Source organism: Aeromonas sp. S16(2024) (assembly GCF_041403065.1).
Lineage (GTDB): Bacteria > Pseudomonadota > Gammaproteobacteria > Enterobacterales > Aeromonadaceae > Aeromonas.
Genome location: NZ_JBGLQX010000002.1, coordinates 240,925 through 253,436, shown reverse-complemented (window position 1 = coordinate 253,436; position 12,512 = coordinate 240,925). Strand labels below are relative to the sequence as shown.

Below are 12,512 nucleotides of genomic sequence, written 5' to 3'. Positions count from 1 at the left end.
AGGAGCGCTTAGTGGAAGGGGAACAGGTAGTTGAGCCAGCTGCCCATGCGCAGCAGGATCTTACGCATCACCGCCACATGGTGCATGTGCTCGGTATAGATGGCGGCCTGACCGCTGGAGCCGGCGATCACCTGATACTGGGTCCAGTCCGGATCCGTGATGCGGATAAGCACCGGCAGGCGACCCGGTTGCTGCGCCGAGTTCTGATCCAGCAAGGGGGCGTTGGCCTGTACATTGCCGGGTGCCATGGCCGGGATGATGGCCTCGACCTTGCCCTTGAAGATGCGGCCTGGGACACCATCGAGGACCACTTCCGCCTCGTCACCCGCCTTGAGGCGTTGCATGCTGTTCTGCCAGAACCAGCCCACATAGAAGTTCTGGTCCTTGTGAACGAAAGTCATCACAGGGCGATACAGGTAGGGGGTGGCCACCATGCCGGGGCGCAGGGCCATTTGCAGCACATAGCCATCCGAGGGGGCATAGACCACTGTCTGCTCCAGGTTGTACTGTGCTTCGCCCAGTTGGGCCTGCAGATCGTCGATGGTCGCTTTCTGCTGATCTATCTGCGCCGTGATGTCATCGACATTGGCCTGCGTCACATCCAGATCGCGCTGCTTGCCGATACCACGGCGCATCAGCTCTTTCGCCCGATCCCGGTCAAGCATCGCAGAGCGGAGTCTGGCGCTGATGGAGTTGAGGTTTTCCTTGCTGGCGTCAAGACGGGCGGCCAGGCTGTTGACCTTCTGCTCGAAGCGCACCGGATCTATCTTGAACAGCACGTCGCCTTGCTTCACTTCCTGGTTGGGCTTGGCGGGGACCTCGGTCACCCGTCCCTTCACCAAGGGAACGACGGGGGTGGAGACGTAGTAATTCCGGGCTGTCTGGGCATAGGGGTGGTTGTAGTTCATCAGGGTGATGAGGGCCCCGATGATGAAGACGCCACCGAGCACGGCAGTCGGCACCGTCCACTTGTTGAGCGGGATCTTGAAGATCTTGAAAATCCCTACACAGATGGCCGTATAGGTGAGGATAAGTAGCAAGTCCATGAAAGATTACCTATTTGTCGGTCTGTTCGAGCGTGGTCATACGGGCTTGCAAGGCGGCAAGCTCTTGCTTGAGCGCGTTGATCTCATCTTCGTCTTTCTGCAATCGTTGATTGAAGCCCCAGCCGCGATCGGGACGATACACGGTGGCCCAGATCCAGAGAAAAGGCCAGAGCACGTGCAGGGTGAACAGGCTGACCCAGCCGGCCACGTGAATGGCATCCTGGTGGGGGTGATTGCGATGCTTGGCAATCTCGTACGGAATGTCGTGGATGACGATGACTCCATAGAACATGACCAAGACGACGAACACCAATATTCCCAGGGCAATGTAATCAAGTACCATCGATTTCTCCCATCTTAGTCGCGAGGTAATGCCTTGTTTCGTCTAGACAAGGCATCCGGCCATGATGACAGCATATTAGCTGAGTGCAAGAGTGCAACCGGGGAGTTGATATTCCGGTACAGGCTCGGTTAAACGCTTGGTTATTTATCATGCACCCCGAGTTTCCTCCTATAAAATCAAGCAGGAAAGAGATTCGTATGTCTCGTAGCAAAAAAGGGTGGCGCGATGGAAGGTCAATACAACATGAACCTTTGGTGGGCGGGGCTGCTGCTCATTCTCACGCAGGTCACCGCCGTACGGGCCGCTGAACCCCGACTGGAGCCAACCCTGCAGGAGCAGGCACAGACCCTGGTGCTGCTCCATGAACCCATCGTCATGCTCCAGGCCAAGTTTGGCACTCTGGACGGGGCGGGCAGGGTCCGGCTGGTGCAGGAGCGGCTCAAGCAGATGCAGGCCTCCGATCTTGAACAGCCGGTGACCCTGGTGAGCGCCAGGCGCTTCGGGCAGGACAGCCGGGAGTTCCTGGTCAACGGCAAGCGGATCCTGGTGCTGGTGGAGGGGGATCTGGAAGCCCTCGACGAGCTGACGCTGGATCAGGCGAGCGAGCGTGTCCGGCAGCGGCTCGACAAGGTACGGCTCAAATACCTCGAGTTGCACTCCACCCCCTATCTGGTCAAGGCTGGCGGCTTGGCGCTCCTGGCCAGCCTGATCTTCTTCGGCCTCATCTGGTCTCTGCAATGGGGTCATAGACGAGTCAGGAAGTGGCTCGCCAATCGCCTCCTGCTGCAGAAGGGATTGATCCCCCATCAGTGGCGCCAGGTAGCGGGCAACGTGGAGATCCGCCTGCTCGGCCTGCTGACCCTGTTGCTGATCTTCATGCTCACCTATGGCTGGCTCACCTATGTGCTTGGTCTCTTCCCCCAGACCCGGGCCTGGAGCGAGCGGCTGGGAGACTCCCTGTTTGCCCTGTGCGGCGACATGCTGGAGGGCATGATTGCGGCCATGCCGGGCCTGGTGACAGTGATGCTGATCGTCATCATCACCCGCTTCTTCATCCGTATGCTGGCCATTCTCTTCGATCGCATCGAGCGGGGGCAGTTTCGCGTGCAGGGGCTGCATGCCGAGACCATAGGCGCGACCCGGCGGCTGCTCTCTGTGGTGATCTGGCTGTTTGCCCTGACCGTGGCCTACCCCTATCTGCCCGGTGCCGACTCCGACGCCTTCAAGGGGATCAGCGTCTTCTTCGGCCTCATGGTGACCCTGGGGTCGGCGGGCATCATGAACCATGCCATGAGCGGCCTGGTGCTCATCTACTCCCGCGCCCTGCGGCCCGGCGATCTGGTGCAGATTGGCGAGGTAGAGGGGATGGTGAGCGAGCTCAATGCCCTCTCTACCAAGCTGGTGACACGCCAGGATCACGAGGTGACCCTGCCCAATGCCGTGGTGGTGGGGGGCAAGGTGGTGAACCTGACGCGGCTGGCGGGGGAGAAGGGGGTCGCACTGCTGACCAAGGTGACCATCGGCTACGATGCGCCCTGGCGCCAGGTGCACGCCATGCTGGAGCTGGCGGCCCGGCGCTGCACCATGCTCAATCAGACAGAGCCGCCCCTGGTGCGTCAGCTCAATCTGCAGGACTGGTATGTGGAATACGAGTTGCAAGTACGCATGAAAGACGGACTGCTCCCCGCCGTGGTCAAGACCGAGCTCCATGGCCATATCCAGGATGTGTTCAACGAGTTCGGGGTGCAGATCATGTCCCCCAACTTCATCGCCCAGCCGGAGCAGGCGGTGCTGGTGGCCAGGGAACATTGGTATCAGGCACCCGCCGAGGCGCCCGGGACGACCCCCAAGGAGTGAACCCCTGGAAAATGAAGAGGCCCGGCAGCAATGCCGGGCCTCTTGTCATGGGGAAAATGCAGTCTCGCGACTCAGCTCTCCTTGGCTTCCCTCAGTTGCGAGGGTCTGAACTTCACCAGGAAGGCCAGGGTGATGAGAGCGGTACTCACCAGACCTATGATGGTGGAGACGTTCATCGCCAGCCCGAAGCCGATGGGGGCGTTGGCCAGGTAGGTGATCACCACGGCTGTCATGAAGATGGCGGGTATGGTGCAGATCCAGTGCAGCTTGCCCTCCTTGATGAGGTAGGCGGCGGCGGCCCACAGCATGATGACGGCCGTGGTCTGGTTGGCCCAGCCGAAGTAGCGCCAGATCACCCCGAACTCGGCCTTGGAGATGATGAAGCCGAGGATGAACATGGGGATGGCGATGAGCAGACGCTTGACCAGCGGCTTCTGGGTCATCTTCAGGAAGTCCGCCACTATGAGGCGGGCGCTGCGAAACGCGGTGTCACCGGAGGTGATGGGCAGGATCACCACGCCCAGGATGGCCAGAATACCGCCCACGGTGCCGAGCAGGCTGGTGGAGACTTCGTGTACCACGGCGGCCGGGCCGCCGCTCGCCATGGTGGCGTTGAGCGCCTCTGTGCTGTCGTAGAAGGAGAGACCCAGGGTGCACCAGATCAGGGCGATGATCCCTTCACCTATCATGGCGCCGTAGAAAATGAAGCGGCCGGATTTCTCGTTCTGCATGCAGCGCGCCATCAGCGGCGACTGGGTGGCGTGGAAGCCCGATACCGCGCCACAGGCGATGGTGATGAACAGCAGCGGCCAGAGCGGCAGCTCGGTCGGGTGCAGGTTGGAAAAATCCATCCCTGTGTTGTAGAAGCCCTTGCCGGAGACGATGAGACCTACGATGAGGCCGACCGACATGAACACCAGCAGGGCGCCGAAGATGGGATAGAAGCGGCCGATGATCTTGTCGATGGGAACTATGGTGGCCAGGATGTAGTAGGCGAAGATCGCCACTATCCAGTAGACCAGATCGGTGGAGGTGAGGTTGGCCAGGAGGCCCGCCGGGCTCAGCACGAAGACCACGCCCACCAGCATCAGCAGCACCACGGCAAAGAGGTTCATGAAGTGCTTGGCGGCGGTGCCCAGATGCTCACCGACCACGGTCGGCACAGAGGCGCCCTTGGCGCGCACGGACAGCATGCCGGAGAAGTAGTCGTGTACAGCGCCGGCAAAGATGCAGCCGAACACTATCCAGAGCATGGCAACCGGGCCGTAGAGGGCGCCTAGTATGGGGCCAAAGATGGGGCCGACGCCGGCGATGTTGAGCAGTTGAACCAGGTAGACCTTCTTGTCTGACATGGGGACATAGTCCACGCCGTCTGCCATGGTGATGGCGGGGGTGGCAAGCTCGGGTTTGGGGCCGAATATCCGCTCGACGAATTTGCCGTAGATGAAGTAGCCCGCGACCAGCAGACCGACACAGAGGAAGAACCAGATCATTGTTACGCTCCTGCATTGTTATTTTATGGTGTGCGCGGTCAGTCTAGATGGGGACTTCTGTTAACGGCAGGTAAATGATGGTGAGCGGCGACATGGCGAGCCGAGTGGTCGCCTGTTGTGATCCGGCGCACAGTGGGCGGCCTTATTCCAGCCCCAGTTCGTCTTTGAGCTCCTTGAGATAGCGTCGGCTGACCGGCACCTGAGCGCCGCTTGGGGTGACTATCTGGGCCAGCTGGTTTTCCAGCAACTGGATCTCGAAGATGGCGCCCGGGGCCACCAGGTACTGGCGATGACAGCGCAGCAGCGGTGTCTTCTCCTCCAGGGATTTCAGGGTGAGCTGGGTGTGAAACAGCTCACCCTGGCAGGCGACGTGTACCCCGCCGAGATCCGAGAAGGCATACTCCACCTGTTCGATGGGCAACAGTCGCACCCGGTTGTGGAGATAGCCGGGGATGTGGCGAATGGTCGGCGTCAGCACCGCCACGGGCTGGGGGCTGATATCCTGCTTGAGGCGCGCCAGCGTCTTGGCGAGGCGAGCGGGTTCCACCGGTTTGAGCAGGTAGTCGAAGGCGTTCTCCTCGAAGGCCTGGATGGCGTAGTCATCAAACGCGGTGACAAAGACGATGCGGGGCAGGGGGTCGAGCATGGCCACCAGCTCCATGCCGCTGAGCTTGGGCATCTGGATATCGAGAAACACCACATCCGGCTTGAGTCGCGCAATGAGGGAGAGCGCCTCGATGGCATTGGCGGCCGTGCCCAGGATCTCGATGTCGGGATCGCTGCCGAGCAGCTCGGCTAGCTCCTCGCGGGCATAGGGTTCGTCGTCGACGATCAGGGTGCGGATCATGTCATCTCCTTGGAAGGGGAATCTGGCTGTCTGGGCAGGGTGAAAGAGACCCGGGTCCACTGCTCCGGCTCACACTGCACCCGGATGCCAAAGCGCTCGCCGAAGGCACTCTTGAGCCGTCTGTCCACAATGCTCATGCCAAGACCATCCCCCAGCGAGCCCGGTTGCCAGGCTCCGGCATTGTCCTCCACGCAGAGGGTGACACTCTCTGGCCCTTCCTCGGCGAAGAGCCGGATCCGCCCCTGCTCCAACAGGGAGCAGACCCCGTGCTTGATGGCATTCTCGATGAGGGGCTGCAGGGTGAAGCTCGGCAGTTGCACGTCGGCCAGGTGTGGCGGTATCTCGTTGATGACGGTCAGGCGCTCGCCAAAGCGGGCTTGCTCTATCTCCAGATAGGACTGGCAGTGCTCCTGCTCCTCCTGGAGAGTGGCCAGATCGTTCTGGCGCTTGAGGTTCTTGCGAAAGAACAGCGACAGATGCAGCAACAGCTGGCGTGCCCGCTCGGGGTCGCGCCGGGTGATGGCACTGATGGTATTGAGGGTGTTGAACAGAAAATGGGGATTGATCTGCGCCTGCACCAGCTTGAGCTCGGACTGCACCAGCAATCGTTGCTGCTGCTCCAGTCGCCCGCTCAGCAACTGTTGTGACAGCAGGTTGGCTATCCCTTCCCCCAGGGTGTGGTTGATCTTGAGGAAGAGCCGTTTCTTGGGTTCATAGAGCTTGATGGTGCCGATCACCCCCCTGTCTCCCTGCAGGGGTATCACCAGCACGGAGCCAAGCTGACACTGGGGGGAGATGCTGCAGCGATAGGGGTGGCTGTTGCCATCGGCAAACAGCACCTTGTTCTGGGCTATGGCCTGCAGGGTGATGGCGGAGGTGATGGGGGTGCCCGGCTTGTGGTGATCCTCCCCGGTGCCGATGAAGGCGAGGATCTTGTCGGTGTCCGTGATGGCGACGGCGCCGACCCCTGTCTCCTCTTGCACTATGTGGGCTATCTTGCGGCTCGCCTCGGGAGTGAAGCCCTCTGCCATGATCCCCAGGGTGCGGTTGGCGATGGTGAGCGCCTTGGCGGAGAAGACCCGGGAGAATTTTTCGTACATCCGCTGCTGGTCGCGGATCATGCTGATGAAGAGCGCGGCCCCGCAGGAGTTGGCGAGGATCATGGGGGTGGCTATGGTGCGCACCAGCAGCAGGGACTTATCGAACGGGGTGGCGACCAGCAGTATGATGATCATCTGCATGATCTCGGCTGCAAAGGTGGTGAAGAAGGCAATACGGGGGTTGAACAGGGCATCCACCCGGTTCGTTCGCATCAGCCGCCAGTGTACCAGGCCCCCCAGCAGCCCCTCGCAGGTGGTGGAGATGGCGCAGGCGAGATCGGTAAACCCCCCCAGGGTATAGCGGTGCAGCCCCCCGGTCAGTCCCACCAGAAAGCCCACCAGGGGGCCGCCCAGCAGCCCCCCCAGCACGGCGCCGACGGCGCGGGTATTGGCGATGGCGTCGTCGATGTCCAGCCCCACATAGGTGCCCAGTATGCAGAAGCAGGAGAAGATGACGTATATCAGTATCTTGTGAGGAAGCCGGACCGAGTAGTTGGCCAGAGGGCGCAGCAAGGGGCTCTTGGAGAAGAGGTAGGCAATGACCAGGCTGACGCTCATCTGCTGGAGCAGGGAGAGGACTAATTGCATAAAAAACCTTCCTCAAGAATCATCCCGGGCCCGAACGCCACCAGGGCAAACTGTGAGCAAGATCCCGTCTTGCTGCAGGACAGGGCCTCATGGCGGGGGCAGTTTGCCAGAATGAAAAAATAAAACCATATAAAATCAGCATGTTAAATTGATATTTGTGTAACCGGGCGGTGCTTGTTATTGCTGGAGTGAGCATGAATGTGCCCACTGGGTACGCCACACGGAGGTGGCATGCTCCGCCCGGCCTTCGGCTGGGCGTTTTTTATCCAGCTCCAATGGCGGACGATTTCGAGGGGGCTCGAGCAATTATTCAGGTTTGTCCAATGAGTTATCCCCAGCTTCTGGGGATAACTCAGAAGGCGAAATAGTAACAGACCCGCCGACCCAGACCGAAAAAGGCGCGTTGCGCGTCGTCCAGCTCTTCCTGCCTGAGGGTGGCTATGATGCTTCTCCCATCTTCCCGCAGATCCATCATGGCGACGGCTTCCGGGCGCTGTCCCTTGATGTAGGGTTGCACCTTGGGCTTGAGGGGCATGGTGGGTTCGGTCGAAAGCACCAGCGCCACCGTATCATCGTCCAGGCGCACCAGGGATCCGGGTGGATAGACCCCCAGCAGCTTTATCAACAATCTGACCAGATCTTGATCGAATTTCTTCTGGGACAACTTGTAGAGCTGGCCGATGGCCTGGCTCGGCCCCGCGGGGTGGAGGCCACTGCGTGGGTGCAGCAGTTCGTCGTAGTGATCCACCAGACCGATGAGGCGGGCGAGGGGAGGGATCCTGTCACCCTGAATACCGAGGGGAAAGCCGCTGCCGTCCAGCCGCTCGTGGTGGAGATGGGCAACCTCGCGGATCCTGGGTTCGAAGGCCTGCAGCTGGTTGAGCATCTCCAGCCCGTACTGGGGGTGCATGTTGAGAAAATTGAGCTCCGCCTTGTTGAGTTCTCCCCGCTTCTGGGTGATCTGGCTCGGGATCTTCAGCTCGCCGATATCGTGCAGCAGACCGGCCAACCCCGCTTCCTCTATCTCGATGGGGCTCATGCCCAGCTCCCTTGCCATCAGCATGGCGATGAAGGCCACGCTCAGGCTGTGTTGCAGCAGGATGTCAGTGTGCTGGCTGCGGATGAGGTGCAGGCCCAGGGGGCCCTGATGTTCTGCGAGGCGGGTGGCGACGGTGCGCACCATCTGGGCTGTGTTGGCCAGCCCTTCGTCGGGCTTGAGATTGAGGGCGCCGAGGGCGTCGCGAAGGTCTGACAGGGATTGGCCGAATGCCTTGTCGGCGGTGCGCAGGGAGCGGCGAAAGGCTTTTTCGTCGAACGCGGGTTCGGTCGGGAGGGCGGAGGCATCTTGGGCTGCCCCGAGATAGGGCGAAGGGGTCGGCTCGGCCCGCAGCAGGGGCTCGACGGGGAGATCGCTCTTGTCGGGATCCACCATCAGCAGGGTGAGTTCGAGGTGGCGGAGGATCTCGAGCTGCTGCTGGTCGCGGATCTTGAAGGCATTGAACATGAAAGGGTGGCTGGTCCATCCCGTGGGGAGATGGATGTAGTGGCCGACTCTCAATTGTTCGATGGAGGCCTGGATCAGCGCCATAGACTCACTCTTCTGTCGAATTTGCCTATCAACAAGCTAGCAAAATTAAACAGATAGACAAACAAAAAAGCCCGCGCATGTGCGCGGGCTCTTGTCATCCTGGCCGTTTATCAGGCCTTGGATTTTTTCTTGCTGTCTACCTTGGCGTCGACCTTGGCCTCAACCTTGGTCGCTACCTGAGCTTCCTCGGTGAAGGGACGGCCGTAGTAGGTGTCCATCAGTATGGCTTTGAGCTCGGTGATCAGCGGGTAGCGCGGGTTGGCGCCGGTGCACTGGTCATCGAAGGCTTCCAGCGCCAGCTGGTCAACCTTGGCCAGGAAGTCGGTCTCGTTCACACCGGCTTCACGGATGGAGGCCGGGATGCCCAGAGTCGCTTTCAGCTCGTCCAGCCAGGTCAGCAGCTTCTCGATCTTGGCCGCGGTACGGTCACCGGCGGCAGTCAGACCCAGATGGTCGGCCACTTCGGCGTAGCGACGACGAGCCTGCGGACGGTCGTACTGGGAGAACGCGGTCTGCTTGGTCGGGTTGTCGTTCGCGTTGTAGCGGATGACGTTGCTGATCAGCAGGGCGTTGGCCAGGCCGTGCGGGATGTGGAACTCGGCACCCAGCTTGTGAGCCATGGAGTGGCACACACCCAGGAAGGCGTTGGCGAACGCGATACCGGCGATGGTGGCTGCGTTGTGCACCTTCTCACGGGCAACCGGGTCGTTGGCACCGTTCTGGTAGCTGGACGGCAGATACTCTTTGAGCAGTTTCAGGGCTTGCAGCGCCTGACCGTCGGAGTATTCGTTGGCCAGCACGGAGACATAGGCTTCCATGGCGTGGGTCACGGCATCGATACCGCCGAAGGCACACAGGGACTTGGGCATGCCCATGACCAGGTTGGCATCGACGATGGCCATGTTCGGGGTCAGCTCGTAGTCGGCCAGCGGGTACTTCATGCCGGTGGCGTCGTCGGTCACGACCGCAAACGGGGTCACTTCAGAACCTGTGCCGGAAGTGGTGGTGATGCAGACGAGTTCGGCCTTCACGCCCATTTTCGGGAACTTGTAGATACGCTTGCGGATGTCCATGAAGCGCATGGCCAGGTCTTCGAACGCGGTGTCCGGGTGCTCGTACATGACCCACATGATCTTGGCGGCATCCATGGGTGAACCACCGCCCAGGGCGACGATCACATCTGGCTTGAAGGAGTTCGCCATCTCGGCGCCCTTGCGTACCACGGACAGGGTGGGGTCGGCTTCCACTTCGTAGAAGATCTCCACTTCCATGTTCAGTTTCTTGAGCAGACGAACCACTTCATCGGCATAGCCGTTGTTGAACAGGAAACGGTCGGTGACCACCATGGCGCGCTTCTTGCCTTCCAGGTCGCCCAGGGCGATCGGCAGGGAACCACGACGGAAGTAGATGGATTTCGGAAGTTTGTGCCACAGCATATTTTCTGCCCGTTTTGCGACTGTCTTCTTGTTGATCAGGTGCTTGGGACCGACGTTCTCGGAGATGGAGTTACCACTCCAGGAGCCGCAACCCAGGGTCAGGGACGGGGCGAGTGCGAAGTTGTACAGGTCACCGATACCGCCCTGGGTGGAGGGGGTGTTGATCAGGATACGGGCTGTCTTCATCTTGTCGCCGAAGTACTTGATGCGGTCGGCGTTGCGATCCTGGTCGGTGTACAGACCGGAGGTGTGGCCGATACCACCGATGTTGACCATGTCGCAGGCCATTTCGACGGCTTCTTCGAAGTTCTTGGCGCGGAACATACCCAGAGTCGGGGAGAGCTTCTCGTGAGCGAACTCGTCCTCTGCACAGAGCTCCAGACCTTCACCGATCAGGATCTTGGTGGTGGCAGGCACTGTCACACCGGCCATGGCGGCGATCTTGGTGGCGGGCTGGCCCACGATGTCGGCGTTCAGGGCGCCGTTGATCAGCAGCACTTTACGCACCTTGTCGGCTTCGTCCTTGGAGAGGATGTAGCCGGCGTGAGTTGCGAAACGCTCTTTCACCTGGTTGTAGATGGAGTCGACCACTATGACGGCTTGCTCGGACGCACAGACCACACCGTTGTCGAAGGTCTTGGACATCAGGATGGAGGCGACGGCGCGCTTCACATCGGCAGTCTCGTCGATGACGATGGGCACGTTGCCGGCACCCACGCCGATGGCGGGCTTGCCTGAGGAGTAGGCGGCTTTCACCATGCCCGGGCCACCGGTGGCCAGGATCAGGTTGATGTCATCGTGCTTCATCAGCGCGTTGGAGAGCTCTACTGACGGTTGGTCAATCCAGCCGATGATGTTCTTCGGGGCACCGGCGGCGATGGCTGCATCCAGTACCAGCTTGGCAGCGGTATTGGTGGAGTTCTTGGCGCGGGGGTGCGGGGAGAAGATGATGGCGTTGCGGGTCTTCAGGGAGATGAGGGCCTTGAAGATAGCTGTGGAAGTCGGGTTGGTGGTCGGTACTATACCGCAGATGATGCCTACCGGCTCGGCGATGGTGATGGTGCCCATCTCGTCGTCCTGGCTCAGGATGCCGCAGGTCTTTTCGTCTTTGTAAGCGTTATAGATGTATTCGGAGGCGAAGTGGTTTTTGATGACCTTGTCTTCGATGATACCCATGCCGGACTCAGCCACTGCCATCTGGGCCAGGGGGATACGGGCGTTGCTGGCGGCCAGGGCGGCGGCGCGGAAGATCTTGTCTACCTGCTCTTGCGAGAAGCTGGCGAATTCACGCTGTGCTTCTTTGACGCGGGCAACCAGTGCATCCAGTTCAGCCAAATTGGTTACTGCCATGTTTATCTCCTGATGATTTGAAAACTGTTTAGTAAGACCTTGGCAATGCCCGGCAATTATAGCCACCTTGTCAAGGAGGGAATCACCACAACGGGGTATTTACATGCCTTACTAAATTGTTTTCTGGCTCGATTATAGAGCCGGGATGTGTCAGAAAAGATTGATCTGGATCATATGTAACAAAAGAACAAAAGAAATTTTGTTTCACTATCCCGGTCGGTCAGATGTTACAAGTTTGTAGAGTAGAGCGCCCGGGAGATGAACACGAGGTGAACAGCCATTTTTGCGCCAGGTATCAAACTGTTGCCTCATATCTCCCCGCTGTTTCGCCGTTGGCAAGGAGGACGCTTAGGCCCAGCCTGGTGGCGGCCCTTGCAAGCCTCTCGCCCTGAAGAGAGGTAGGCGTTTCATTTCTGTTGGAAAAAATGGTGGTTGTTTTCATTCAGCGCCGGGCCTTTGTGCCGGACTTCGGGTGGCTGTTTGGCAAATCCCATCACGACGTCTGTGTGGGGGCACGGTTTGCTGCATGGCCGCCCCGAGCAGATCGGGGTGAAGATAGGGCGCCAGCCTGGGGCGCGCTGTGGGGGTGAATAGGGGTTATTCCCTGAGGCCCTCCAGATCAATCCATGAAAATGACGCTTTATTGAAGGGAAATATTGTGATGAGTGGGAGTCTCGACATAAAACGCCACCACGCTTTGCAAGCGTGTTAAATGGCCTCCATGGCGGTTAACAACTCGATATGTTGATTTTCGTCGATTCATTAGAGGAACTAACTGAAAAGCCCCGGAAAGGGTGAGATTATTTGATTGGAGAAGGGAAATATCATGGTGTAAATTTACGCGCAGTTTGACGGGGATGGCCC

8 protein-coding genes are annotated in these 12,512 nt (G+C 59.7%); 1 reads left to right on the top strand and 7 read right to left on the bottom strand.

Annotation, left to right across the window (positions count from 1 at the left end; genetic code table 11):
* Window positions 1-8 precede the first annotated feature (8 nt).
* Window positions 9-1,046 carry an HlyD family secretion protein gene (locus tag ACB030_RS02920; RefSeq protein WP_371157880.1) on the bottom strand — a complete coding sequence of 346 codons (1,038 nt, stop codon included), beginning with the start codon at window positions 1,044-1,046 and terminating at the stop codon, window positions 9-11.
* Window positions 1,047-1,056: 10 nt separating this feature from the next.
* On the bottom strand, window positions 1,057-1,389 hold the full coding sequence (locus ACB030_RS02915; protein WP_371157878.1) for a DUF3302 domain-containing protein: 333 nt from the start codon (window positions 1,387-1,389) through the stop codon (window positions 1,057-1,059).
* A gap of 243 nt (window positions 1,390-1,632) precedes the next feature.
* On the opposite strand from ACB030_RS02915, the gene ACB030_RS02910 reads away from it, so the two are divergent.
* Complete coding sequence (locus ACB030_RS02910; protein WP_371157876.1) at window positions 1,633-3,246, top strand: mechanosensitive ion channel family protein; 1,614 nt, start codon at window positions 1,633-1,635, stop codon at window positions 3,244-3,246.
* 71 nt (window positions 3,247-3,317) lie between these two features.
* On the opposite strand, the gene ACB030_RS02905 is transcribed toward ACB030_RS02910, so the two are convergent.
* The 5 genes from ACB030_RS02905 to adhE all read right to left on the bottom strand — a co-directional run bounded on the left by ACB030_RS02905 (window position 3,318) and on the right by adhE (window position 11,648).
* Window positions 3,318-4,739, bottom strand: coding sequence for a carbon starvation protein A (locus ACB030_RS02905; RefSeq protein ID WP_371157874.1), 1,422 nt, complete (start codon window positions 4,737-4,739; stop codon window positions 3,318-3,320).
* 142 nt (window positions 4,740-4,881) lie between these two features.
* The gene (gene btsR / locus ACB030_RS02900; protein WP_205641495.1) at window positions 4,882-5,586 is read right to left on the bottom strand and encodes a two-component system response regulator BtsR; all 705 of its coding nucleotides are present in this window, start codon (window positions 5,584-5,586) and stop codon (window positions 4,882-4,884) included.
* Window positions 5,583-7,274 (bottom strand): LytS/YhcK type 5TM receptor domain-containing protein, encoded by a 1,692-nt coding sequence (locus tag ACB030_RS02895; protein WP_371157871.1) that lies wholly within the window; start codon window positions 7,272-7,274, stop codon window positions 5,583-5,585. The genes btsR and ACB030_RS02895 overlap by 4 nt, the downstream gene beginning before the upstream one ends.
* A gap of 352 nt (window positions 7,275-7,626) precedes the next feature.
* Entirely contained in the window at window positions 7,627-8,862 is a 1,236-nt protein-coding gene (locus ACB030_RS02890) for an HD-GYP domain-containing protein (protein ID WP_371157869.1), read from the bottom strand.
* Window positions 8,863-8,972: 110 nt separating this feature from the next.
* Window positions 8,973-11,648 carry a bifunctional acetaldehyde-CoA/alcohol dehydrogenase gene (gene adhE / locus ACB030_RS02885; protein WP_163153832.1) on the bottom strand — a complete coding sequence of 892 codons (2,676 nt, stop codon included), beginning with the start codon at window positions 11,646-11,648 and terminating at the stop codon, window positions 8,973-8,975.
* Window positions 11,649-12,512: the final 864 nt, after the last annotated feature.

Bases quoted from the DNA above. Each gene is read 5' to 3' on its own strand.
- ACB030_RS02920 (WP_371157880.1), bottom strand. From the start codon at position 1,046: ATGGACTTGCTACTTATCCTCACCTATACGGCCATCTGTGTAGGGATT.
- ACB030_RS02915 (WP_371157878.1), bottom strand. From the start codon at position 1,389: ATGGTACTTGATTACATTGCCCTGGGAATATTGGTGTTCGTCGTCTTG.
- ACB030_RS02910 (WP_371157876.1), top strand. From the start codon at position 1,633: ATGAACCTTTGGTGGGCGGGGCTGCTGCTCATTCTCACGCAGGTCACC.
- ACB030_RS02905 (WP_371157874.1), bottom strand. From the start codon at position 4,739: ATGATCTGGTTCTTCCTCTGTGTCGGTCTGCTGGTCGCGGGCTACTTC.
- btsR (WP_205641495.1), bottom strand. From the start codon at position 5,586: ATGATCCGCACCCTGATCGTCGACGACGAACCCTATGCCCGCGAGGAG.
- ACB030_RS02895 (WP_371157871.1), bottom strand. From the start codon at position 7,274: ATGCAATTAGTCCTCTCCCTGCTCCAGCAGATGAGCGTCAGCCTGGTC.
- ACB030_RS02890 (WP_371157869.1), bottom strand. From the start codon at position 8,862: ATGGCGCTGATCCAGGCCTCCATCGAACAATTGAGAGTCGGCCACTAC.
- adhE (WP_163153832.1), bottom strand. From the start codon at position 11,648: ATGGCAGTAACCAATTTGGCTGAACTGGATGCACTGGTTGCCCGCGTC.